Source organism: Neobittarella massiliensis (ex Bilen et al. 2018) (genome assembly GCF_014269355.1).
Classification (GTDB): Bacteria; Bacillota; Clostridia; order Oscillospirales; family Ruminococcaceae; genus Neobittarella; species Neobittarella massiliensis.
Window position 1 is genome coordinate 315,619 of sequence record NZ_JACOGI010000002.1, and the last position, 23,762, is coordinate 339,380.

Here is a 23,762-nt window from a genome sequence, read left to right on the forward strand (position 1 = left end):
TATATGGGTGCCAAAACTGGGCACATCGTAAGAAAATTGTAATGGTTTTTGGTGGTATTCCCATCCAGTTCGTGGTAAACTGGAACTACTGTCGGCCAGGGGCCGAAACACACGGGTAGGAGGAAACGCATTTGTCTATCTTCAGTGCTATCTTGCAGGCCATCGTACAGGGCCTCACCGAATTTTTGCCGGTGTCCAGCTCGGGTCACCTGGCGCTGGTCCAGCACTTTACCGGAGTCAGCGCCGAAAACGCCACCTTTCTCACCGCCGTCATGCATCTGGGCACGCTGGTGGCGGTGTTCATCGCCTTCTGGGGCACCATCAGCAAGCTCATCGTCGAGTTCTTTTTGCTGCTGCGCGACCTGTTCACCGGCCGCTTTAAGTGGAGCACCATGAGCGGCTACCGCCGCATGATCCTCATGCTGTTCATCGCCCTCATTCCGCTGTTGCTGGTCTACCCCTTTAAAGACAAGTACGACGCGCTGGTCTCCCAGGGTAACCTCTTCTTCCTGGGCGCCTGCTTTTTGCTCACCAGCCTGGTGCTGTACCTGTCCGAAAAGTGCCCCCGCGGCAAAAAGGGTCCCAAGCAGATGACCGCCGGCAACGCCGTCACCGTGGGCGTGGCCCAATGTGTGGCCATCCTGCCCGGCGTCTCCCGCTCCGGCTCCACACTGGCCGCCAGCATGATGTGCGGCATGACCAAAAAATTCGCCGTCGAGTTCTCCTTCATCCTGGGTATCCCCGCCATTTTGGGCGGCGGCCTGGTCGAGGTCAAAGACGCGGTGAGCGCCGGCCTGCAGATAGAGCTGCTGCCGGTCATCGTGGCCTTTGTGGTCTCGGCGGTCACCGGCTTCTTCGCCATCAAAATGGTGGCCTGGCTCATCAAGAGCGACAAGTTTAAAGTCTTTGCCATCTACACGCTGGCCGTGGGCCTGTTTACCATCGGCACCGGCGTGGTCGAGACTTTCTTCTTAAAATAGTTTTTGGTATCGGCGCCCCACCGGCGCCGGCAAAAAAGGCGGCCAGCCCCGCATAAAGGGGCGGCCGCCTCTTTTGGCTCTCTCCCGGTGCCGCCCAGCTTTTTTACCGCCAAACAGCGTCAAAAATGGCTGTTTTTACAATTTGTTCACAATCTTATCAGCTGCCCGCCCGCCGTTTTTGCGGCCCTGCCCGCCGCCTTTTTGGCTTGGGGCAGGCGACCGGCGCCGTCAAAACAGGCCCTGTCCCCTATGGCGCACAGACCCGCCCCGCCCCTTGAAAACAGGGCGTTTTTGGCGCAGCTGTGCGGTTCTGTAGCCCGCCGCTGCCCGCGGTGTAGCGCCGGCTCTGCCACTGGCCACTTGGGGCCACCTTTCTTTTTGGGCCCCGCTCTGCTATACTGCCCCCATAGAAAAAATGGCCGTCTCGGCCCCCGCCCACAAATATTTTCCACCGGCTCCCTAAAAAAGAGCACCGGCTCTCGCCGGCGCTCTTTTGCAGGTAAAATCGATCCGCTCGCACCCGTCCAGTTTTCTACTTTCGGCGCCGCAGCGCGGTCTCGCACCAGTGCTCCATGGCCCGGCGCACCTGGGCCACCTCGCTGTCGCCACAGAGCACCGTCAGCTGGTCGCCGGCCTGTACCGCCGTGTCGCCGCGGGGGATCAGTTCCTGCTCGTGCCGCACGATGGATACCACCAGGCAGCCGTCGGGCCAGTCGATCTGGCTGATGGTCTTGCCGCAGGCCCGGGCACCCAGGCACACCGGCGCGTCCACCAGCACCTTCTCCTCACTGGCCGGTTGCGGTTTCTGCCCTGCCGGCAGCCCCGCCAGCAACCGCTCCAAAAGCTGGTCGTATACCGGCTTGCAGTGCAGCGAGTCGGCCACTGCGTAGGCCACCAGCGACACCAGTGACAGGCTCAGCAGGTGGGTAAAGCTGCCGGTCATCTCGCAGATGAGCACGATCCCCGTCACCGGCGCCCGCACGATGGCCGAGAAGTAACCGGCCATGCCCAGCACCACAAAATTGAGCAGCAACGTCTTCGGCAGCCCCACCAGCGGCGCCGCCGCCAGAAAAAATCCGCTGCCGATAAACGAGCCCAGCACCAGCAGCGGCAAAAATATGCCGCCGGGCACTCCGGCCCCAAAGCTGGCCATCGAAAATAAAAATTTCCCCGCAAATAGGGCCAGCACCGCCGGCAGCGCAAAGCTGCTCATCTCCTCCACCAGCCCGTGGCCGCTGCCCAGTAACTGGGGCAGCGTAAAGGCCAGCGCCCCGGCCAGCAAAAACGGTATCAGCGTGCGCAAAAAGCGGCTGGGTATGCGGGCGTACAGGTCCTGTGCCAGCCCCACGCACCGGTTGTAGAGCACCCCCAGCAGCCCGATCACCAGCCCCAGCGCGATCAGCAGCCAGTAGTGGCGCAGCGGCATCATCTCTCCCACCGACAGGTCAAACACCGGTTTTAGGCCAAAAATGTTCGACGAGATGAAGTCGGCGGTGATCGAGGAGGCCATAGCCGGCAATAGCACGTCCAGCGAAAAGTTCTTGTGCACCTCTTCCAGCGCAAACAGCACCCCGGCAAACGGGGCGCCAAAAGCGGCCGAGAGCCCGGCGCTGGCGCCGCAGGTCATCAGTAGCTTTTCCTCGGTGCGCACCCGGCCGCACAGCCGCGACACCCCTTTGCCGGCCATGGCCCCCAGCTGGATCGAGGGCCCCTCACGGCCCAGCGCCAGGCCCGAGGCGATAGCCACCACCCCGCCGCCAAATTTGGCCAGCAGCACCCGCCACCAGGTCTGGTGCACCTGGCCCAGCATCTCCCCCTCTACCTGGGGGATGCCGCTGCCCGATATCAGCGGCTCCCAGCGCAAAAACAGCGTCACTGCCGCGGCGGCAGCCACCAAAACGCCTATCCACAGCGCCATCGACCAGGCGCGTTTAGCCGCCCAGGCGATAGCCGCGGTGCGAAAGGTGTCGGCGCTGCCCAGTGCCAGCCGAAACAGCACCGCCACCAGCCCGGCCGCCGCGCCCACGCCAATGCCCTCCAGCACCAGCCAGTAGCGGTAACTGCTCATCCGGCGCCGCACCGTCTTTACCGCTGTCCCCTCATGTCCCACCCGGCCCTCTGCCGGCTGTCTGTGATCCTCCATACAGGTCCCTTCTTTCACTTGTTGGCACATTTCAGTATACTGCTGCAGTGCCTAAAATAAAAGCCAAAAACCTAGTCAGTCTGCACGAAGATAGGCGTCAAAAAAACGCCCCTGTGCACCGCCCAAAAAAGGCGCACAAAAAGGCCGCAAAAAATCGCCCCGCGCTTGCCCAAAAAGAACAAGGCGGGGCGATAAGAGCAGTTTGGCGGCGTACAGGCCTCAAAGCCCGCGTATCACATCGATCAGCAGCCGGGCGCCCAGCTGGGCGGTGTGGGCGGCAAAATTTTCATAGGTACTCTCCGCCGCGTCGTCGGCGTCGTCCGAAAGGCAGCGCACCACTGCAAACGGCACCCCGTTGCGGGCCGCCACATGGCCGATGGCCGCCCCCTCCATCTCGGCGCAGTCGGCGCCGGTACGGGCTATGATATCTGCTTTGCGCTGGCTGCTCTGCACAAATTCGTCGCCGGTGGCCACCACCCCGCGGCGAAAATTGGCCCCCAGTGCCGTCAACCCGGCGGCAATGCGGTCACACAGCCCGCTGTCGGGCAGCAGCACTTTCTGGTGCGGTGGGCACTGGGCAAAAATATCGGGGTCAAAGTCGTGGTACAGCACCTTTTGGGCCAGCACCACGTCGCCCAGTTTCAGGTCTGCAGCCAGGTTCCCGGCGATCCCGGTGTTGATGATGCAGTCCACCCCGTATACCGAGCACAGCACCTGGGCGCTGATGGCGGCGTTCACTTTGCCGATACCGCAGCAGGTGAGCACCACCTGGTGTCCGCCCAGCCGGCCAATGTAGTAGGTGCTCTGGGCCACCTCGGTCTGCTGTACGCCTTCCAGCGCGTCTTTGATCAGCGCCACCTCCATATCCATGGCGCCGATAATACCGATCTTCTGCATAGCTTTTCCCTCCGTAAGCTTGTTTTGACTGTACGCTCTATTGTAGCACGATCGGCTGTATATTCCCAGCGCCTGCGGCCCATTCTCTAACTAGAGAAAAAGCCCGCCGCCGGCGGGCGTCACTTGATGGGAGGACTACCTATGGATCTGCAAAACAGCCAGACACACGACAACCTGCTCGCCGCCTTCGCCGGTGAGGCCCAGGCCTATCTCAAATACCTGCTCTACGCCAAACAGGCCAAGGCGCAGGGGTACGAGCAGTACGCCAAGCTGTTCGAGGAGACGGCCAAGAACGAGCGCGCCCACGGCGAGAAGTGGCTGGAATATCTCAAGGGGGGCGAGCTGCCCGGCACCGCCGACAACCTGATGGACGCCGCCGAAAAAGAGCATTTCGAGTGGGACGAGATGTACAAGGAATTTGAAAAGACCGCCCGCGAGGAGGGCTTTACCGAGATCGCCCAGCGCTTTTCCCTCACCGCCACCGTCGAAAAGAGCCACGAGAACCGTTACAACAAAATGAAAAAGTGTCTCGACGACGGCCAGGTCTTCAAAAAAGATCAGATCGAGAGCTGGATCTGCCAAAACTGCGGCTACGTGTACACCGGCAAAACAGCACCCGAAAAGTGCCCGCTGTGCGGCTACCCGCAGAGCTATTTTCAGGTCGACGTACCGGCCATCAAATAAACAGCCCGGCTCGTACCAGACCGGCCCATACCAGCTCGAGCTGGCCCGAGCCGGTGAAGTCCAGCTGAGCCAGACCCGGCTCGATCCGTCCCAAAAGGGGAGGGGCAGCACCGCGCTGCCCCTCCTTTTTTTGCGCCCGCCCCTGTGGTATAATGGGGGGCAGAAGACCGGCGCATCAGCCGGGTCCAAGGCGCCGCGCGCCGGTCCGGCCCCCGCTGTCCCCGCCGGGTGGGAAGGAGCCTTCGCCAAGTGTCCAAAACAAAAGAGCAAAAGACCAACGTGATGCGTATACTCGAGCAGAAAAAGGTGCCCTACCAGGCCCACACCTACCCCCACGGGGGCGCGGCGGTAGACGGCCTCCAGGTGGCCCAAATGCTGGGGCAAGACCCGGGCCAGGTGTTTAAGACCCTGGTCACCAGGGGCCACAGCGGCGCCTACTGCGTGTTCGTCATCCCGGTAGAAAAAGAGCTCGATCTAAAAGCCGCCGCCCGGGCGGCAGGCGAAAAATCAGTCGAGATGATCCCGGTCAAAGATATAAATAAGGTCACCGGCTACGTGCGCGGCGGCTGCAGCCCCATCGGCATGAAAAAGCAGTACCGCACCGTGGTGGACGACAGCTGCCAGCACTGGGATACGGTCATCTTCAGCGCCGGCAAGATCGGCTACCAGGTAGAGGTCTCGCCCGCAGAGCTGCCGCAGCTGTGCGGCGCCACCTGGGCCCCCATCACCAAAAACAGCTGACAGGACAGGTCTATGGCAGATACAGCAGAGGTAAACAGCAACATCTATAACCAGATATACGACCTGCAGGCGGTGCGCCGGCAGGACTTTTTGCGCGCCTGCCACCTCGCCGCGCAGCGGTCCCCGGGCGCCGGCGGCATCGGCACGCTGTCCGAGAAAACGCTCCACGCCGCCCTGAAAAATTATTTCGAGCCCTACGCCGATAATCAGGAGACCGCCATCGGCCGCTACGTGGCCGACATCGTGGGCCCGCAGGGCATCATCGAGATCCAGACCCGCAGTCTCTCCCGCCTGCACGACAAGCTGCAGGTGTTTTTAGAGGCGGCGCGGGTCACCGTGGTGTACCCCATCGCCCAGGTCAAGTGGGTCTGCTGGCTCGATCCCGACACCGGCGAGCTGCTCTCCCGCCGCCGCTCGCCCAAAAAGGGCCGGCCCGAGCACGCCTTTTACGAGCTGTACCGCCTGGCCGATCTGCTGGGCCACCCCAATTTGCAGGTGTGCCTGGTGTTTTTAGAGCTGGAGGAGTACCGCCAGCAAAACGGCTATGGCCGCGGCAAAAAGCGGCGCGCCACCCGCTACGAGTGCCGCCCGCTCGATATTTTGGACCAGAGGCTCTTTACCGGCATCGACGACTGGGCCGCGCTGCTGCCAAAGAGCATGCCGCAGCCCTTTACCACCGCCGACTACAGTAGCTTTGCCCACCTGCACCTGCACACCGCCCAGCGCGCGCTGGCGCTGCTCTACAAGGTGGGGGCGCTGCAGCGGGTGGGCAAGCAGGGGCGGTACTACCTGTACGCCCGCCCCGATCCGGGCCGCCGCCCAGCTATCCATGAATAAAGCCCAGCCGCCGCTTTTAAGGCGTCCGGCCGGAGCTCCGAGATAAAAAGCGCCGCGGGGCAGGACCAACTGGTCCCGCCCCGCGGCGCTTTCCCAAAGGGAAGGTTTAAGAGGAAGTGAATATCTTGTGTGCGGAGATATTCATAAAAGAAGAGGAGAATGGATGTGAGGTGTTTGCATGTCCCTTATCCACCTCTAGTATAGCCCCCACTGCCTGCCGGGTGGTGTACAAAGTGTTTAATAAATGAAAACAAATTTTGTACAGCACGGCTTTTACTGCTCGGCCGCCGTCTCCGCGGCCGCCACCGGGTGCTGGATGATACCTTTGGTCTTCCACTTGCCCGAGAGGTAGCGCAGCGTGGTACACACCGCCTCGCAGCCCCAGCCAATGACCACTGCCAGCCACAGTCCGGTGTAGCCCATCGCCGGCGACAGAGTCAGGGCCGCCGTCACTTTGGCCACGATGCCCACAATGGCAAACAGCATAAAGAAGTTCACGTCGCCGGTGCCTTTCATCACGCCTTCGGCCGGGAAAAGCAAAGCCATAAATATAAAGGCAAACGCCGAATACAGCAGGTAGTTGGCGCCGGCGGCAGCCACTTCGGCCGCGCCTTCACCGCTGACGAAGATCCCCACCAGGCTGTGCCCAAACAGCACGATGGCCCCGCCCAGCACCGCCGCGAACACGAAAGAGATGCGCAGCGACGCCCGGTATCCGGATTTCACCCGCTCGATCTCGCCGGCGCCCATATTCTGGGCCGCGTAGCTGGTGACAGCGGTGGAGATGTTGATGATGGGCATCATCGCCAGGCTCTCGATCTTGGCGGCGGCCGTGTAGGCGGCCATGATGCGGGGCCCGTAGCCGTTTACAAAGGCCTGCATAATGATCATCCCACCCGAGATAGCGATCTCCTGTGCGGTGGTGGGGATGGCCAGCCGGATCATCTTTTTGAGCAGCGGTAAACTCAGCTGCTGGCGAAACGTCTCGTGGCTCTCCGGGGCGTACGCCGGGTCCTGCTGCTGCATGTCGGCCAGCCGCCGCCTCAGCGCCACCAGCGCCAGCACCGACGACACGGCTTGGGCGATGATGGTGGCCCAGGCCACCCCGGCTACCCCCATCTTAAAGTTTATAACGAACACCAGGTCCAGTACGATGTTCACCACCGAGGCCACGATGAGAAAGATGAGTGGGGTCTTCGAGTCGCCCAGCGCGCGAAAAACAGAGGAGAGCATGTTGTAGGCAAAGGTGAACACCAGCCCTAAAAAGTAGATGCGCATGTAGGACATAGACATGGGGAAGATCGACTTGGGCATGTTGACCAGCCGCAGCAGCGGCGCGCACAAAAAGATACACGCCACCGACAGCACCAGCGAAAACAAGATGGCAAACGTCATGCTGGTGACGATCGAGTGCCGGGCCTCCCTCGATCTGCCGGCGCCAAAATACTGCCCGATCAAGATCGAGGCGCCGTTTCCCAGACCAAACGCCAGTGCAGTCACGCCAAAAGTAATAGTATAAGAGCTGCCCACTGCCGCCAATGCGTCGGCCCCCACAAAGTTGCCCACCACCACCGAGTCGACCATGTTGTACATCTGCTGAAAGATGTTGCCAAAGAGCATGGGCAGAGCAAACAGCAAGATGATCTTGCCCGGCTCGCCTTTTGTCAGGTTTCTCGTCAAAATCTTCATCCTTTCCGGATCGGTTGTCGACTGCGGTATGCGCCGCAGGAGATAGGTATCAGGCGTGTCCGCCCCGTAAAAAGCTGTTTGCCGGCATCAAAAAAGGCGGCCGACGCACCGCTCTGTGCGCCCGCCACCCGTAAATGCACATAAAAATACGACAGGCGCGCACAAAACTGTACGACTGCCTCCCGCCACCGAAGACCGGCTATCTGCCGGTTATCACTATCACTATAGACAGCTGCCGCCGAAAAGTCAACTGCCGCCAAACATTTTTGGCGTATTGACCAACTTGGGACCGTCTGTACAGGCGCATAGCCCAAGCACACGGCGATCGGCGACCGGTCTGCAACCGGCTAAAAAGGTGTGCCTTATTTGTGAAAATAATATAGTTTATTTGGGGTAGTACCGGTGCTGTTTTGTAAATGTCCTTGAAAATTGTTAAAGATACTACTATAATGAAGATCACCTTTTCAAAAGATGTGACTGCGTAATGCACTGTGTTTTTTGCAGAAAAGATATTTGTGGGAGTGTATCGATGTGAAAAGAACGAGGGGCGAGCGGGCGCTGGCACTGCTGTTGACCTGCGCGCTGGTGGTGGGGCTCTTTTCTTTTGCGCCCCAACTTACGGCAGGCGTCTCTGCCGCGTGGGCTGACGGCTGGAAACAGGACGAAGATGCGTGGAAGAGCTACGGTCAAAACGGCTGGACCGCCACCGACGGCACCGTACCCAAGTGGAGCGGCAGCAACGTGGCCGCCGATCGCGACGGCGACCTGGCCGCCGATCCCATGGCCAAACCGCTGCCGCTGCCGGCGCAGCAGGTGCCGTATTACCAGATAGGGCAGATGTCGGGCAGCCATTCGCTGGACATGCCCGCGCTGGTCACCGAAGAGGTGGCCTACTACGGCGTGTATTCGCCCGAACAGTTGCGCTATGCTATGCTCAATGCTCTGCCGGTCAAGCTGATGTGCGATCTCGATATGGGCGGGGCCGGCGGTGTTGCCTGGTCGGCGGTCAATTTCAGCAAAAAGATGTTTATCGACGGCGGCGGGCACACCATCTACAATCTAAATGGCGGCAGCCTGGTCGCCGACTTCAGCCAACCGCTCATCGTCAAAAACCTGACCGTCTCCTCGGCCGTCATGAACAGCGGTCTGTTTGGCAGCACCTATAGCAATACCTTTATCTCCATGGAAGATGTGGCTCTCGAGCACGGTTTTATTGATGTGCCCAACCACGGCGGCGGCCTGCTCAGCAGCGCCTTCTACCGCAGCAGCGGCAGCTTTGGGCGGGTGTACGCCGACCGCTGCCACACCAAAAATGTCTATGTGAAAGGCGGCGCGTGCTCGGGCAATATCTTTGGGCCTATCAGCGGCTATGTCAAAAACTGTTATGCCATCGACGGCACCATGCGCACAGCGGCCCATTCGGGGGCCTTTACCTCCTGTGCCGGCAACTACATATTTGAAAACTGCTTTACCAATGTGCGCGCCTACGCCAACAATAACACCGGCGCCTTTGTGGGCCATGTGGAAGACAGCGTGTACACCCCCGGCGGCGACGGGGTGAGCAAGTTTATAAACTGTTACGCCGCCGGCTCGGTAGAGGGGCTCACCAATCTGGGCGGCTTTGTCGCCGGCGCCGGTATCTGCGAGAAGATGGACACGCACTATCTGTTCGAAAACTGCTACAGTACGGCTATGGTGGGCATGCAGCAAAACGGCAACTACCAGGGCGGCTTTTTGGGCTGTCAGGAACCGCGCGCCACCACCGTCATCCGCAACTGTTATGCCGCCGGCGAAGTAGGGGCGCTGGGCACCGACCTCTCCACCCCCAATATGGGCGGCTTTGTGGGCGGCCAGACCGGCGGTAGCCTCACGCTGCAAAACAGCTATTACGACAAGCAGACCACCGCCATGAAAGAGGCGGCCGGCACCGGCGGCGCCACCGGTCTGCTCACCCGGCAGCTGATGGAGACGCTGCCCGATGGGTGCTCTCCCGCCGACAGCGCCTGGGTGCTCACCGACGGCGCCTACCCCCAGCTCAAGGTGTTTGCCGACAACCAGAGCTATGTGGGGCAGGATAAAAAAACGGCCGACGCCTATTCCAAGGCCTCGGTCTGTACCGCCATGCTGTATCCCTCCAACCTCAGCGGCGACGATCTCGCCGCTGTCGACCAAACAGATTACGATACGGTGCGCAGCCTGCGCTTTTTATTCCCGCTCACCAACAACACCTTGGCCGGCACGACCGACGGCTCCTACGATATCTCCTGGGCCAGCGACGGGACCAAATGCGGCGCCTCGGGGATGGAGAACGCCGATATCGTGGCGCTCAACCCGGCCGACCCCAAAAAGCCGTACGACGATTACGCGGTAGCCAGTTTGGCCCCGGGCGTGGGCATGGTCACCGTGTACGCCGAGCGTCAGGGCACAGTGGGCCAGCGGCGGCTGCGGCTGGTGCCCACCTCGGCCATCACTATGGCGCAGGATAGCAGCAGCGCCGTCACTACCGGCACCAACGCCACCATCTACGCCGTTCCCAGCGGCGAGACGGTGACCGCCGGCAGCGATCTGGCCAACCTCAGCTGGAAGCACGTGACCTACGACCACCGCGCCGGCGTGTTTTTTGCCGCCGGCAACAACATGGGGCAAAACGTGCAAAAGCAGGAGCTCGAGAGCTTTGCCCAAGCCACCCCGCAGGATTTTGCGCGGGTAGATCTGGGCACCCAGCCCGGCGGCACGGTGCTCATCACCGTGCAAAAAAAACAGGACGACGGATCTTCACAGCAGCTGCCGGTAGACGACAGCCTGCTGGCGCTGTTTACCGGCCGGCGGGCGGCCCAGCCGCAGGATATCGGGCAGTACCACTTTACCTACCGCTGGTACCTGAGCGCCAGCGCGGTGGGCAGTGCCAATGGATACCTCGAATCCGGTAAGACCCTGACCGTGCTGCCGGCGGTCACCCCGCAGTATTACCGCAATTACGACCAGCAAGACGCCACCCAGCTCTCACTGCCGCAGGGGGCGGTGCCGGCGGGCCAGAAGGCGCTGTACTACAAGCAGGGCGATCAGCTGGCGCAGCTGCCCGCCGACCCCACCCGCACCGGCTACACCTTTCAGGGCTTCTCGCTGCTGCGCGGCGGCTTTGGCGAAGGCAGCGCCCAAAAGGTGACTGCCGCCACCGCGGTAGATACCGATTGGGCCGGCGACGACTACACGGTGCCGGTCTATGCTATCTGGCAGGCCAACGCCCACCAGCTGCATGTCCGCGACCTGCCCGGCGGCGCTCGCGCAGATATCGACACCCAGTACGGTGCCAACGTGCTCGAGGCGCTGTCTGCATACACCCCCAGCCAGGAGGGGCAGACGTTTTTGGGCTGGACGACCGACCCGGCCGGCAATACAGTAAACGTCGGCCAAAACGACGTGATGGGCGACAGCGATCTCACGGTATACCCGGTGTGGCGGGCCGACCCCACGGTAGATAAACAGGTGCAAAATAGCGCCCACAGCGACAAGACGGTGGTAGACGACGAGCTGGTGTACACCATCACGGTGGAGAACCGGCAGCCGCACTCCACCTGGAGCGATGTGGAGATCCGCGATGTGCTGCCGCCGGGTCTCACCTTCTGCCCCGGCAGCATCCGGCTCACCGGGCCCGACGGGGTAGAGAAGCCGCTGCCCGACAGCACCTACGACCGTGAAAAGCACGCCATTATCCACTATATCGGCCAGGTGACCGGCGGGCAGGCCTACACGCTGCAGTTCCGGGCTGTCGTCGGCGCCCAGGCGGTCGATCCCGCCCACCCCGAAAATGCCGATATCACCAACACCGCCCAGGCCACCGGTAAAGACCCCAGCGGCGGCAGCCAAGCTGCCACCGACCCCGACGGTCCAGCCGGCCCGGTAGAGCCCGGCGACGGTGCGCCGGGCGGCGGCCAATCAGGCGGTGGCCAATCAGGCGGCGGTCAATCGGGCGGCTCGGTGGCGGTGCCGGAAGGTGGCACCCAGGTAACGCCCAAAAACCCCGACGGCAAGGTGGAAAAGGCGGCGAAAAATAATACCGATCCCGACGGTGCCACCCAGGTGGGCGACCGCATCACCTATACCATCACCGTCAATAACCGCCTGGCCGGCTCGCTGTGGAAAGCCGTTTCCATCCGCGACAAACTGCCGGCCGGCCTAAAGCTGGTCACCGACAGCATGCAGCTGCAGCTGCCCAACGGTAGCCTGGTGCCGGTCCCTGCCAGCGCCTATCACCCAGATACCCGCATCATCAGCGTCTATGTGGGCGATGTTTACGGCGGTGAAAAGTATGTGTTCACCTTTGACGTCATTGCCGAGCCCGAGGCAATCGGTACCGACATCGGCAATACCGCCCAGGCCGGCGGCCAGCCCAGCGACGGCGGCAGTGGCGGTTCCGGTCAGGGCGGCAGCTCCGACGGCTCTGGTGGCTCTGGCGGCGATGGTTCTGGTGGCAGTGGCGGCTCTGGCGGTAACTCGAGTGGCGGTAATGGCGGCGGTGGCGACGACATGCTCATCCCCACCGACTTGCAGCCCGGCGACCCGTATCCCCCCTACGCAGACGGCGACGGCATCCCGCTGCAGCCCGACGGCACCCCCTCCACCGCCGGCACGGCGACCGAAGATCCGGTCTATCCCTCGCCCAAAGACCAACCCGATAGCGGCGTGCTGCCCGGCGATGCCGACCCACAGCTGGACAAGCAGGTAGAAAATCTCGACCATCCCGGCGGCGACACGCATCTGGAGGACCTGCTGGAGTACCGCGTCGAGCTGTCCAACCCCAAACCGGGCACTCTGTGGAAAAATGTGCTCATCTTCGACTATCTGCCAGCAGAGCTGGTGCTGGATACGCACAGCCTCACGCTCACCGGGCCCGACCAGGTGCCGGTACCGCTGGCAGACTCGGTCTACGATCCCGATAGCCGCACCATCATGGTGCCGATAGCTGCGCTGGCCGGCGGCGAGACCTATGTGCTCACCTACCGCGCCTCCATCGCCGTCAAAGAGGAGCGCCCGCCGCAGATCGTCAACCGGGCCGAGGCCACCGGCGAGGACCCCAACGGCACGCCCAGCAAAGTCGCCCCCACCGCCGAGGCGGCCATACGCTTCCCGGTAGATGTACCTGTCGGCACTGCCGATACCGGCGATACCGCACAGCTGCTCTGGGGCGCGCTGCTCCTGTCCACCGGCGGAGCAATGACGGTCCTGTGGCGCAAGTACAGCCGCCACCGGCAGTAGACATTCGTATACATTAAAAAAGCCCGCGGGAGCGCACAAGCTCCCGCGGGCTTTTATCGGTCTTTCTGAAAAAGCAGGCCCTTTTTGCAGCCCTGCCCTACACGTTAAAGCGAAACAGCACCACGTCGCCGTCCTGCATCACGTACTCTTTGCCCTCCGAGCGCACCAGTCCCTTTTCTCTGCAGGCGGCCATCGAGCCCTGGGCCATCAGATCGTCATAGGCCACCACCTCGGCGCGGATGAACCCGCGCTCAAAGTCAGAGTGGATCTTGCCGGCCGCCTGGGGCGCCTTGGTGCCTTTTTTAATGGTCCAGGCCCGCACCTCCGGCTCGCCGGCAGTCAGGTACGAGATCAGCCCCAGCAGGCTGTAGCTGGCGCGTATGAGCCGGTCGAGTCCCGACTCGGTGAGCCCCAGCTCGCCCAAAAACATCTCTTTGTCCTCGGCGCTCATGTCCGAGATATCCTCTTCTATCTTGGCGCAGATGGGCAGCGTCAGGGCATTTTCGGCGGCGGCCAGCTGCTGCAGCTGCTGGTAGTAGAGGTTCTGCTCGATGTTGTTTATAAAGTCGTCCTCGCTCATGTTGGCCACATAGATGACCTTTTTGGCGCTGAGCAGGCCCATCGATTGGATGATGGCCAGCTCCTCCTCGTCGCCGTCAAAGCCGGCGGCGCGCTTTCCCTCTTCCAGGTGGGCCTTCAGGCGGGTGAGCATGGCCACTTCGGCGGCCATCGACTTGTCTCCCTTAGCCAGCTTCTGCGCTTTCTGCAGCCGGCGGTCGACGATGTCGATATCCGAAAAGATCAGCTCCAGGTTGATGGTCTCCACGTCCCGCTGAGGGCCTATCTCACCGTCCACGTGGATGATCTCGGTGCTCTCAAAACAGCGCACCACGTGCAAAATGGCATCCACCTCGCGGATGTGCGAGAGGAACTTGTTGCCCAGTCCCTCACCTTTCGAGGCGCCTTTCACCAGGCCGGCAATGTCCACGAACTCAATGGTGGCGGGGGTGACCTTCTGCGGGTGGTACATCTCTACCAGCCGGTCCAGCCGCTTGTCGGGCACGGCCACCATGCCCACGTTGGGCTCGATGGTGCAAAAGGGGTAGTTGGCCGACTCGGCCCCGGCGTTGGTAATAGCGTTAAATAGGGTGCTTTTGCCTACGTTGGGCAGGCCCACAATACCAAGTTTCATCGTCTCGCTCCGTTCTGCCGCCCCAAAGCGGCCGGTCATCGGTTGATTTGCTGTATTTTTAGGGCCGCTGTGGCGCCGCCGACAGCTTGAGCCCTTTACCCGGGCAGCGGGTTATACTATAATAAGATAAGAGGCGGCCACACGGCGGCCGCCGGCTAATAAATTATTATAGACAAATTATCCTTTACAGGCAAGTACAAAAACATTTATAATCTGTTCACTTTTGACACCGGGCGGCACCGCTATAATAGATAGCATAGTCCGCAGCGGCCCGCGTGCCGGGTGCGGGCGGCTTTTTCGGCCGATCCGGCCCGGTGTTCACCCGGTTTGCACACGGGCATACGATACTGGCCTGGACTGGCTTAGTCTGGCCTGGTCTGGCCTGGCCAGAACTGTTTTATGAGGGGGATCACAGTGGAAAAGATCTTAGTAGTAGACGACGACAAAAATATCTGCGAACTGTTGCGGCTGTATATCGAGAAAGAGGGCTACCAGACCGTGCTGGCCCACGACGGCAAACAGGCGCTGGCGGTGTTCGAGGAGGAAAAGCCGTCGCTCATCATCCTCGACGTGATGATGCCGGAGCTCGACGGCTGGCAGGTCTGCCGCGAGATCCGCAAGACCAGCGACGTGCCCATCATCATGCTCACCGCTAAGGGCGAGACTTTCGACAAGGTGCTGGGCCTCGAGCTGGGCGCCGACGACTATGTGGTCAAGCCCTTCGACTCCAAAGAGATCGTGGCCCGCATCAAGGCGGTGCTGCGCCGTACCGGCCCCAAATCTTCGGTCTCCGATATCAAAGAGGTCAGCTACGACAAGCTCATCGTCAACCTCACCCGGTACGAGCTCAAGGTCGACGGCAAGATCGTCGACACCCCGCCCAAAGAGCTGGAGCTGCTGTACCACCTGGCCTCCAATCCCAATCGGGTGTACACCCGCGACCAGCTGCTCGACGAGGTGTGGGGCTTCGAGTACTACGGCGACTCGCGCACCGTCGACGTGCATATCAAGCGCCTGCGCGAAAAGCTGGAGGACGTATCTCCCCAGTGGTCGCTAAAAACAGTCTGGGGCGTGGGCTACAAGTTTGAGGTAAAAGACTAGGGCCGTCCGGCTCAGCGAAGATACAGCAAACAGGCCGCCGGCAGAGCGGCCTGTTTCGCAGTGGGGCAGCCCGCTGCGCGCCCCGCGGCACGGGGGAGGGGGAAGAGAGCAGATGCAAAACGGCCTGTTGAAGCGGTATTTTTTGACCTGTATGGCGGTGGTGCTGGCCAGCATCACCATCCTGGGCACCGTGTTTTTATTTTTGGCCGCCCAGTACTTTAAGGGCGAGAGCCTCGACCAGCTCGATACCATGGCCGAGCACACCGCCGAGATCACCGAGAAGGTCATCGTCTACGACGGCAGCCAGTACAGTTGGCTGGGCGCCAAAGAAGATGTGATGAGCCTGCTCAAAGAGCGCTATCAGGGCTTTACCTTGGGCGCCAAAGACAGCGACATCTTTCTGACTACCGCCGACGGGGTGACCGAGGTGTGCACCGAGGACGCCCCCTGCGCCCACACCACCTACAAGATCTCGTCCAAGCTGCTCGACAAGGCCTTTAAAGACGGCAGCTACCGCGGTATGAGCACGCTGGGCGAGATCTACAAGACCAGCCACTACGTGGTGGCCCAGCCGGTGGTCAAAGACGGCGGCGTGGTGGTCGGCTATGTGTTTGCCGCCTCGCCGGCCAAAGAGCTCTCCACCTTCCTCATGGATATGCTCAAGATGTTCGGCGGCGCCGCGCTGCTAGTCATCCTGTTTTCGTTCGTGGTCATCTACCCCTCCACCAACCGGCTGGTCAAGCCGCTGCGGGAGATGGCCGTCTGCGCCCAGCGCTTTGGCAAAGGAGATTTCAGCCAAAAGATCCCGGTCACCGAGAACGACGAGATGGGCCAGCTGGCCATGTCGCTCAACAACATGGCTTCCTCGCTGGCTATGACCGAGTCGGTGCGCCGCAGCTTTGTGGCCAACGTATCCCACGAGCTCAAAACGCCCATGACCACCATCGGCGGCTTTGTCGATGGCATCCTGGACCATACCATCCCCCCCGAAAAAGAGGACTACTACCTGCGCATCGTCTCCACCGAGGTCAAGCGGCTGTCCCGCCTCATCTCCGGTATGCTCAACGTCTCCAAGATCGAGGCCGGCGAGATGCGGCTGAACGTCACCACCTTCAACATCTGCGACACGGTGCTGGCGGCGCTGCTCTCCTTTGAACAGCAGATCGATAAAAAACACATCGATATCCAGGGCCTGGACGTGGGCAAAGTAATGGTGCAGGGCGACAAAGACCTGCTGCATCAGGTCATTTACAACCTGGTAGACAACGCCGTAAAGTTCGTCAACGAAGGCGGGCAGATACGCTTTGCCTTCTCGCAGGGCCCGGGCGGCACTATGGTGGCCATCCGCAACACCGGCGAAGGCATCCCCAAAGAGCAGATGCAGCAGGTGTTCGAGCGCTTTTACAAGACCGACCGCTCCCGCAGCCTCGACAAAAAAGGCGTGGGCCTGGGTCTGTACATCGTCAAGACCATCATCGCCCGCCACGGCGGCGACATCGTGGTCTCCAGCAAAGAAGGCGAGTACACCGAGTTCAAATTTTCGCTGCCGCCGGCGCCCAAGGAGCGCAGCGGCCACCAGAAGAGCAAACAGCAGCCCGGCGGCCAGCCCAGGGGCACGACTGCCCAGCCGCTGCCCGCCCAGCCGCCGGCCGGTCCCGGCGATGGGGGTTCACAGCCGTAGCCGAGTGAGCGCGGCAGAATTTTAAACCAATTTATACCGCCTTAAAGATTTATTTATATTTTTCGGGTATCATAACAGCAGCGACAAAAAGCGTAGGAGGCACCTGTGTATGAACGAGTATAACGGACAAAACGGCTTTGGGGACCAGCCGCCCCAGGAAACAGGCTGGACCGACAGCGGCGCCAGCGGCCAAAACAGCACCGATCCCGGCGCCGCCGGGCCGCAGCCAGGTGCCAGCTCCGCCGCGCCCGAGAGCGCGCCGCCGTCAGATGTGCCCCCGACCGACGGCGCCCCGGCCGGCGACAGCGCCCAGCCCTTCTCTTTCGATCCCGGGCAGTACGCGCAGGGCGCCCCCGGGTCGGCGCCCCAACCCACCCCGCCCCGCCGTAAGGGAAAAGGCGTGGTGGTGTTTGGCGCCATCCTGTGCTGTGTGGTGGCGCTGGCGGGCATCATCATCGGCGCCGGCTACATCTACAAAGGCGCCGTGGGCGAAGACGGCACCTCCAGCAGGGCCTCGTCCAGCGGCGGGGTCAGCATCAACGACAAGCCCGACAGCGGCTCTTCCGGCAGTGCGCTGCCCGCCGCCGGCGAAAAGCTGACTACCGAGCAGGTGGCCGCCAAATTAAAGCCCTCGGTGGTGGGCATCGCCACCTATAACCAGGCCGGCACAGTCGAGGCCTCCAGCTACGGCTCGGGCATCATCATCTCTGAAGACGGCTATATCGTCACCAACGCCCATGTGGTCTCGGGCGCCATCGGCGTCACTGTAACCCTCAACAACGGCGAGGACTACAGCGGCACCGTCATCGGCACCGACGCCAAGACCGACCTGGCCGTAGTCAAGATCGAGGCCAAAAATCTCACCCCCGCCGAGCTGGGCAACTCCGACCAGATGGAGGTGGGCGAGCAGGTGGCCGCCGTGGGCAACCCGGGCGGCCCCACGCTGGCCGGCAGTGTCACCTACGGCTATGTCTCGGCCATCAACCGGCAGATCGCCAGCACCTCCGGCGCCTACTCCATGAACTGCATCCAGACCGACGCCGCCATCAACCCCGGCAACTCCGGCGGCGCGCTGGCCAACATGTACGGCCAGGTGGTTGGCATCAACTCCTCCAAGATCGCCGCCACCGACTATGAGGGGATCGGTTTTGCCATCGCCATCAACGACGCCAAACCCATCATCGACAGCCTCATGCAAAACGGCTACGTCAAAGACCGGGTCAAGCTGGGCATCAGCGTCACCGAGATCAACGAGACGCTGGCCAAAATAAACGATCTGCCCCAGGGCCTGTATATCAAGCAGATCAATCCCGGCGGCAGCATGGACGGCGTGGGCGTACAGGTCGGCGACGTCATCACCAAAGTAAACGGCACCGATATCACCAGCTTCGACGACCTGCAAAACCAGCTCAAGGGCCAAAAGCCCGGCGACAAGATCAAAATGACCATCTACCGCAAATCGCAGAGCGGGGCCGACAAGACCTTCGAGGTGGTCGTGGAGCTGCAGGAGGATACCGGCGCCAGCTCCGCCTCCTAGCGGGCAGAAAATCTCTGTCGTGCACCACCTGTAAAAAATAGCAGTACCGGCGGCCTTTTTGGGGTCCGGCCGGCAAAAAGAGCGGGGCGCCCACCATCGGCGCCCCGCTCTTTTGTACCCGCCTGCCCGCCCCGGCATAGTATGCGGTGTTGGGTCCCGCGCATGCCGGTACCCGTTTATATAGAGGTGTGTGCCGGCGCGCGCCCCCCGCGGGGCCGCACACACCACCCAGCGCACCGAAAAGCGGCTCCTGCCGCTCTCCGGTGCGCTTTTTTGCTGCCCGGCATCCCGGGGCCGCAGCTGCCTGCCGCCCGCCGCCCCAAACTGCGCGGACAGCTGTCCTTGGCGGGCCTAGCGGTCGCTGCAGTATACTGAAAACAGGGCCTCTCTGTCGCACACCCGCACCACCGTACCGCCGGCGCTGATACAGCCCAGCTGCTGCAGGCGGCGCAGCACCCGGTTCAAATTGCGGCCCGAGGCGCCGGTACGCGCCAGCAGCTGGGCCCGGGTCTGCTGCCCGTCGGGGCTGTACAGCAGCAGGTAGGCCACCTTCTGCGCCAGCTGGCCGGAAATGCCCACCGCGGCAAAAGCCCCAAATTCCAGCGCCGTGTGGGCCAGGTACCGCATAAGCTGCCACGCCAGGTCGGCGTCCGCGCGCGCCCACTGCAAAAAGGTGTCGGCCGGCAGCGCCAAACAGCGGCAGCTAGTCACCGCCGTTACGGCATTGACCAGCGCGTGTCCGGTCAATGCCTCCATCTCGCCCACACAGCTGCCCGGCCCCTGCTGCTGCAGCTGCACCCGCTGCCCCTGGGGCGACATACACCAGATGTCGGCCCGCCCCTGCAGCAAAAAGTACACCCGCTCGGCGCAGTCGCCGGGCATAAACAGCGGCTGGTCAGGGGCAAAGCACAGCTCTTTGGCAGCTTCGCGCACCCAGTCGGGCATGTGTAAGATCAGGTCCATAAGTTCCACCTCCAGCGCTTTCGGCAACCCGACGGCTATCCGGTCTAGTACCGCTGCGGCAGCGGTGCCGGCTTTTATATACAGTATAACACAAACACCACGCGACGATAAAAGGAGGAACTACCATGTGTAAAAAAATGCCGGTCATCATCGACTGCGATCCCGGCCACGACGACGTGGGCGCCATTATGATGGCCATCGCCAGCGGCAAGTTCGACATCCGCGGCATCACCTGTGTGCCGGGCAACGGCCTGCTCGACTACCTGCCCGACAATATGCTCAAGGTGTTCGACCGGTTGGGCATCACCGATATCCCGGTGCTGCGCGGTATCGCCAAACCGTTTCGCGGTCCCTGCCGCCCGGCCGTCTCGGTGCACGGCCGCACCGGTCTCGACGGCCCGGTCTTTCGCCCCACTCAAAAAGCACCTCTCGACGAAAATGTCTGCGACTTCATCTACCGCACCGCCTGCAGCTGCGACGCGCCCATGACCCTCATCGCCCTGGGTCCGCTCACCAACGTGGCCGCGGCGCTGTTGGCCCACCCCGACTTAAAACACAAGCTGGCCCGCATCGCGCTCATGGGCGGCTCGGCCGCGTCGGGCAACGTAGACCCAGCCAGCGAGTTCAACTTCTGGCACGATCCCGACGCCGCCCACATCGTGTTCCAGGCAGGGGTGCCTATCCTCATGTGCGGGCTGGACGTCACCTGGAAGGCGGTGCTCACGCTGGAAGAAGTAGAGCAGCTGCGGGCGCTGGGCACCACCGGCGGCACCCTGATGGCCGAGATGTTCGACTACTACAAGATGTACCGCACCTCCGAGGGCCTTGGCACGGTGCTGCCCCACGATTCGGTGCCGGTGGCTTGGCTCATCGACTCCACCATCGTAAAGACCCGCCCCTATTTTGTCGAGATCGATGTGTTCGGTCAGCGCACCCGGGGCTGTTCGGTTACCCATGTCACCGGCCCCGGGTCCGACCGGCAGGCCTGCCCGCCCAACACCGATGTGGCCTACGACTGTGACCGCCGGCGCTTTGTGCAGCTGGTGTTCAGCGCCGCCCGCTACTTTGCCTGAGAGGAGAAGCGACCATGAGAGAAAAATTGTTACTGGATATCGGCCTCACCCCCGACCTGCCGGCGGTGGTGCGCCTGTGCCGCGCGTCTAAGCAGCACCAGCTGCAGGCGGTCACCGCCGTGTACGGCCGCCAGCCGGTGCAGGATGCCCGCCGGGCACTGCAGCAGTGTCTGGGCGGCCCAGACAGCGTCCCGATCTATCTGGGCGCCGCCGGCCCCCTGTTTGGCGAGTACCGCTTTGCCGCCTGGCCAGACCCGGAGCCGCAAGATACCTGGGCCTGGGACGCCATCTACCGCGCGGCACTGGCCGCCGGCGGCGACATCCAGCTGCTGGCCGCCGGTCCGCTCACCAACCTGGCCATCTTTATCAAAAAGTACCACGACCAGCGCCACCTCATCAAAAAGATCACCGTGCTGGGCGGCGCCCGCAAGTTTGGCGATGCCGGCCCCTACAGCGAGTTCGGCCTCTGGGCCGACCCGCTGGCGGCGCAGATCGTGTTAGAGAGCGACATCCCCTACCAGTTCATCGGTCTCGACCCGGTGATAGAGGCCGGCTTTACCGCCGCCGATCTGGCCGGTATCAGCCGGGCGCTGGATCTGCCCGCACCGCAGCAAAAACACCGCGACTGGCTCGACTACACCACCCCCGATCCCATCGATCTTGCCAAAGCCATCGCCGCCACCGCGTACCTGCATCCCGAGACTGCCGCCTGGCAGCGCTTTCACGCCGAGGTAGAGGTGCTGCCAGGCCCCTGCCGCGGCCGTCTGCTGCTGCACGAAAAGGCCAACTTCGACCAGTGCTTCGATATGCTCTGGGCCCAGTCGCTCAACGCCCCAAAGCTGTTAAAAGTCCTGGACGCGGCACAGTAAAGGTTGCGCGCGGTCCGGTCGGGGCCGCCCGCTCCGGTAGCGGGTGGGGGAGGTGGGCAATAAGCGGTGTGCAGTCCCCATTTTTGGCTACAGTACCAAAAACACAGCCCGCAGCATCCTCCCTGTACTGCTGGGAGCGCACAACAAAAAGAGCGCCGGCACATCGTGCCGGCGCTCTCTTCGCCGCCGCGGTACCAGTCTCTCCGGCCTGGCAGATCAGCAGCCGCGCCGCAGCGGGCCTGCCGCTCTCAGGTGGTCACCGCAGTACCTTCTCCAGGCACACCAGCTCTATGTCGGGTATGCCGTTAAACGCACAGGGGACGATGCCCGCCTCCCAATACCCCAGGCGCGCATACAGCTTTCGCGCCGCCGTGTTCCTGGCGTTGGTGTCCATGCGCAGGTACGGGCAGTGGTGCTCCCGCGCGTACTGTTCATAAAACCGCACAAAGGCGCTCCCATAGCCCTTACCGGCACACGCCGGCTCCACCACCAGCGTATGCAGCACCATGATCTGAGTGTCGTCCACGTCCCGGTACCTCCAGGGGGCGTCTCGGTAGGCCGGCATCTGGGTCTGGTTGATCCGCGCCGCCGCAACAACGGCGCCGTCCTCCTCCATCACAAACAGCTCCCCGGCCTGCAGCGCCTCCCGTGCGGTCTGCTCGGTGGGGTAAACGCCCCGTATCCAGCCGATCGCCGCTCTCCCGCACTCCTCCTGTGTCAAAATGTGCGCGTAGATCTCGGCGATTTGGGCTATGTCCGCCCCGGTCCCTTTTCTGATCTTAGCCATTGGCAAAACTCCTATCTCTCGCTCTTTTAACGGTACACCGGCTATTATACCGCAGCTGCGCCGGCGCGTAAAATCTTCTTTTGATACCGGGCGCCGCCGCGCTCTGCACAGTGGGGCAAGGCACGCTCCACCGGTCGGGCTCCGCAAACAAAAAACAGGGGAGCCGCGCGCTGCGGCTCCCCTGTGTGCTCTCATGCTGTCTAGGGCATCGCCAGGATCTCCTGGTGGATCTCGGCCAGCTGGTCGGGGATGCGGATGTGCTGCGGGCAGTGATCCATACATTTGCCGCACCGCTTACACTGGTCGGCCCGGTGCTCGGGCGGGGTGTCTTTTAGGTAGCTGGTCTTGCAGATAAACTGGTTCTGGTGCTTTTTGTAGTCGTTATAGATGGCAAAGATGCGGGGGATATCCACCCCAAAGGGGCAGTCCATACAGTACCGGCAGCCGGTACAGGGCACCGCGTGGATGGCCTCCAGCGCCGCAACGGCCCGCTCCAGCGCCGCCTGCTCGGCACTGTCCAGCGGCACAAAGTCGCCCAACGTGTCGATGTTGTCGGCCATCATCTCCACCGAGCCCATGCCGCTGAGTATCACCTTCACGTTCTCGTGGCCGGCCACCCAGCGCAGCGCCCAGCTGGCCGCCGACTTGTCGGGCCGCGCCTCCTGCAGCGGCGCCAGGGCCGCGTCGGGCAGGTTGGCCAAAAATCCGCCGCGAACAGGCTCCATCACAATGATGGGGATGCCGGCGTCGGTGAGGATCTGGTACTGCAAGTCGGCGTGCTGCATCTCCCAATCTATGTAGTTGAGCTGGATCTGGGCGATATCCCAGGTGTAGGTGTCGACGATGTGCTGCAGCACGTCCGGCGCGTCGTGGAACGAAAAACCCACGAACCGCACCTTGCCCTCACGCTGCTTTTGGCGCACAAAATCATAGGCGCCAAATTCCACCGCCTTGGCAAACGACGAGGCGTCCATCGAGTGCAGCAGGTAAATATCGAAGTAATCGGTCTGGCAGCGCTCCAGCTGGGTGTTAAAAATGCGCTCCATATCGGCTTTTTCCTTTACCTCCCACATGGGCAGTTTATCCACCAGTAGGTAGCTGTCGCGGGGGTATTTCTGCAGGGCCAGCCCCACCGACACCTCCGACTTGCCCTCGTGGTAGGGGTAGGCGGTGTCAAAGTAATTGACCCCTTTTTCCATGGCCAGGTCCACCATCTTCTGCACGTGGGCCTGGTCGATGACCTTGTTTTCATCCTGGGGCAGGCGCATGGTGCCAAAGCCCAAAAGCGGTGTGGAAATGCCCAGCCCGGTAAGCTCTCTGCGGTTCATAGAG

Annotated in this window: 17 protein-coding genes; 10 read left to right on the forward strand and 7 right to left on the reverse strand. The window is 62.1% G+C overall.

Annotation, left to right across the window (positions count from 1 at the left end; all coding sequences use genetic code 11):
* The first annotated feature begins 131 nt into the window (after positions 1-131).
* The gene (locus H8K20_RS10565) at positions 132-980 is read left to right on the forward strand and encodes an undecaprenyl-diphosphate phosphatase (RefSeq protein WP_105205189.1); all 849 of its coding nucleotides are present in this window, start codon (positions 132-134) and stop codon (positions 978-980) included.
* A gap of 532 nt (positions 981-1,512) precedes the next feature.
* On the opposite strand, the gene H8K20_RS10570 is transcribed toward H8K20_RS10565, so the two are convergent.
* On the reverse strand, positions 1,513-3,123 hold the full coding sequence (locus H8K20_RS10570) for a ClC family H(+)/Cl(-) exchange transporter (protein ID WP_243206444.1): 1,611 nt from the start codon (positions 3,121-3,123) through the stop codon (positions 1,513-1,515).
* A 219-nt stretch (positions 3,124-3,342) separates the two neighbouring features.
* Positions 3,343-4,020 (reverse strand): 5'-methylthioadenosine/adenosylhomocysteine nucleosidase, encoded by a 678-nt coding sequence (locus H8K20_RS10575; RefSeq protein ID WP_154866843.1) that lies wholly within the window; start codon positions 4,018-4,020, stop codon positions 3,343-3,345.
* A gap of 141 nt (positions 4,021-4,161) precedes the next feature.
* Between H8K20_RS10575 and H8K20_RS10580 the strand changes: the two genes are divergently transcribed.
* The 3 genes from H8K20_RS10580 (at position 4,162) to H8K20_RS10590 (ending at position 6,282) form a co-directional block, all read left to right on the forward strand.
* The gene (locus H8K20_RS10580) at positions 4,162-4,704 is read left to right on the forward strand and encodes a rubrerythrin family protein (RefSeq protein WP_105205193.1); all 543 of its coding nucleotides are present in this window, start codon (positions 4,162-4,164) and stop codon (positions 4,702-4,704) included.
* A gap of 249 nt (positions 4,705-4,953) precedes the next feature.
* Positions 4,954-5,445: a Cys-tRNA(Pro) deacylase gene (ybaK, locus tag H8K20_RS10585; protein WP_341480839.1), complete on the forward strand. Its 492-nt coding sequence runs from the start codon at positions 4,954-4,956 to the stop codon at positions 5,443-5,445.
* A 12-nt stretch (positions 5,446-5,457) separates the two neighbouring features.
* Complete coding sequence (locus tag H8K20_RS10590; RefSeq protein ID WP_105205194.1) at positions 5,458-6,282, forward strand: DUF8091 domain-containing protein; 825 nt, start codon at positions 5,458-5,460, stop codon at positions 6,280-6,282.
* A 273-nt stretch (positions 6,283-6,555) separates the two neighbouring features.
* Here H8K20_RS10590 and H8K20_RS10595 read toward each other — a convergent pair whose 3' ends face one another.
* Positions 6,556-7,962, reverse strand: coding sequence for an MATE family efflux transporter (locus H8K20_RS10595; RefSeq protein WP_186488385.1), 1,407 nt, complete (start codon positions 7,960-7,962; stop codon positions 6,556-6,558).
* 540 nt (positions 7,963-8,502) lie between these two features.
* On the opposite strand from H8K20_RS10595, the gene H8K20_RS14245 reads away from it, so the two are divergent.
* Positions 8,503-13,227 carry an isopeptide-forming domain-containing fimbrial protein gene (locus H8K20_RS14245; RefSeq protein ID WP_186488386.1) on the forward strand — a complete coding sequence of 1,575 codons (4,725 nt, stop codon included), beginning with the start codon at positions 8,503-8,505 and terminating at the stop codon, positions 13,225-13,227.
* Between the two features lie 97 nt (positions 13,228-13,324).
* On the opposite strand, the gene ychF is transcribed toward H8K20_RS14245, so the two are convergent.
* Positions 13,325-14,419 (reverse strand): redox-regulated ATPase YchF, encoded by a 1,095-nt coding sequence (gene ychF / locus H8K20_RS10605; RefSeq protein WP_105205197.1) that lies wholly within the window; start codon positions 14,417-14,419, stop codon positions 13,325-13,327.
* Positions 14,420-14,827: 408 nt separating this feature from the next.
* Here ychF and H8K20_RS10610 point away from each other — a divergent pair, with 408 nt between their 5' ends.
* The 3 genes from H8K20_RS10610 to H8K20_RS10620 all read left to right on the forward strand — a co-directional run bounded on the left by H8K20_RS10610 (position 14,828) and on the right by H8K20_RS10620 (position 18,738).
* Positions 14,828-15,520 (forward strand): response regulator transcription factor, encoded by a 693-nt coding sequence (locus H8K20_RS10610; protein WP_105205216.1) that lies wholly within the window; start codon positions 14,828-14,830, stop codon positions 15,518-15,520.
* A gap of 112 nt (positions 15,521-15,632) precedes the next feature.
* On the forward strand, positions 15,633-17,201 hold the full coding sequence (locus H8K20_RS10615) for a HAMP domain-containing sensor histidine kinase (RefSeq protein WP_186488387.1): 1,569 nt from the start codon (positions 15,633-15,635) through the stop codon (positions 17,199-17,201).
* Between the two features lie 109 nt (positions 17,202-17,310).
* On the forward strand, positions 17,311-18,738 hold the full coding sequence (locus tag H8K20_RS10620; RefSeq protein ID WP_186488388.1) for a S1C family serine protease: 1,428 nt from the start codon (positions 17,311-17,313) through the stop codon (positions 18,736-18,738).
* 351 nt (positions 18,739-19,089) lie between these two features.
* Here H8K20_RS10620 and H8K20_RS10625 read toward each other — a convergent pair whose 3' ends face one another.
* A complete protein-coding gene (locus H8K20_RS10625) occupies positions 19,090-19,701 on the reverse strand; it encodes a Crp/Fnr family transcriptional regulator (RefSeq protein WP_186488389.1) in 612 nt (203 codons plus the stop codon).
* Between the two features lie 125 nt (positions 19,702-19,826).
* Here H8K20_RS10625 and H8K20_RS10630 point away from each other — a divergent pair, with 125 nt between their 5' ends.
* Both H8K20_RS10630 and H8K20_RS10635 read left to right on the forward strand, forming a co-directional pair.
* Entirely contained in the window at positions 19,827-20,774 is a 948-nt protein-coding gene (locus H8K20_RS10630) for a nucleoside hydrolase (RefSeq protein WP_186488390.1), read from the forward strand.
* Between the two features lie 14 nt (positions 20,775-20,788).
* A complete protein-coding gene (locus H8K20_RS10635) occupies positions 20,789-21,643 on the forward strand; it encodes a nucleoside hydrolase (RefSeq protein ID WP_186488391.1) in 855 nt (284 codons plus the stop codon).
* 256 nt (positions 21,644-21,899) lie between these two features.
* On the opposite strand, the gene H8K20_RS10640 is transcribed toward H8K20_RS10635, so the two are convergent.
* Together H8K20_RS10640 and H8K20_RS10645 are read right to left on the reverse strand one after the other, a co-directional pair.
* Entirely contained in the window at positions 21,900-22,430 is a 531-nt protein-coding gene (locus tag H8K20_RS10640; protein ID WP_186488392.1) for a GNAT family N-acetyltransferase, read from the reverse strand.
* Positions 22,431-22,630: 200 nt separating this feature from the next.
* The gene (locus H8K20_RS10645; protein WP_207721550.1) at positions 22,631-23,758 is read right to left on the reverse strand and encodes an aldo/keto reductase; all 1,128 of its coding nucleotides are present in this window, start codon (positions 23,756-23,758) and stop codon (positions 22,631-22,633) included.
* Positions 23,759-23,762: the final 4 nt, after the last annotated feature.

Bases quoted from the DNA above. Each gene is read 5' to 3' on its own strand.
- H8K20_RS10570 (WP_243206444.1), bottom strand. From the start codon at position 3,123: ATGGAGGATCACAGACAGCCGGCAGAGGGCCGGGTGGGACATGAGGGG.
- H8K20_RS10575 (WP_154866843.1), bottom strand. From the start codon at position 4,020: ATGCAGAAGATCGGTATTATCGGCGCCATGGATATGGAGGTGGCGCTG.
- H8K20_RS10580 (WP_105205193.1), top strand. From the start codon at position 4,162: ATGGATCTGCAAAACAGCCAGACACACGACAACCTGCTCGCCGCCTTC.
- H8K20_RS10590 (WP_105205194.1), top strand. From the start codon at position 5,458: ATGGCAGATACAGCAGAGGTAAACAGCAACATCTATAACCAGATATAC.
- ychF (WP_105205197.1), bottom strand. From the start codon at position 14,419: ATGAAACTTGGTATTGTGGGCCTGCCCAACGTAGGCAAAAGCACCCTA.
- H8K20_RS10615 (WP_186488387.1), top strand. From the start codon at position 15,633: ATGCAAAACGGCCTGTTGAAGCGGTATTTTTTGACCTGTATGGCGGTG.
- H8K20_RS10620 (WP_186488388.1), top strand. From the start codon at position 17,311: ATGAACGAGTATAACGGACAAAACGGCTTTGGGGACCAGCCGCCCCAG.
- H8K20_RS10625 (WP_186488389.1), bottom strand. From the start codon at position 19,701: ATGGACCTGATCTTACACATGCCCGACTGGGTGCGCGAAGCTGCCAAA.
- H8K20_RS10630 (WP_186488390.1), top strand. From the start codon at position 19,827: ATGTGTAAAAAAATGCCGGTCATCATCGACTGCGATCCCGGCCACGAC.
- H8K20_RS10635 (WP_186488391.1), top strand. From the start codon at position 20,789: ATGAGAGAAAAATTGTTACTGGATATCGGCCTCACCCCCGACCTGCCG.
- H8K20_RS10640 (WP_186488392.1), bottom strand. From the start codon at position 22,430: ATGGCTAAGATCAGAAAAGGGACCGGGGCGGACATAGCCCAAATCGCC.
- H8K20_RS10645 (WP_207721550.1), bottom strand. From the start codon at position 23,758: ATGAACCGCAGAGAGCTTACCGGGCTGGGCATTTCCACACCGCTTTTG.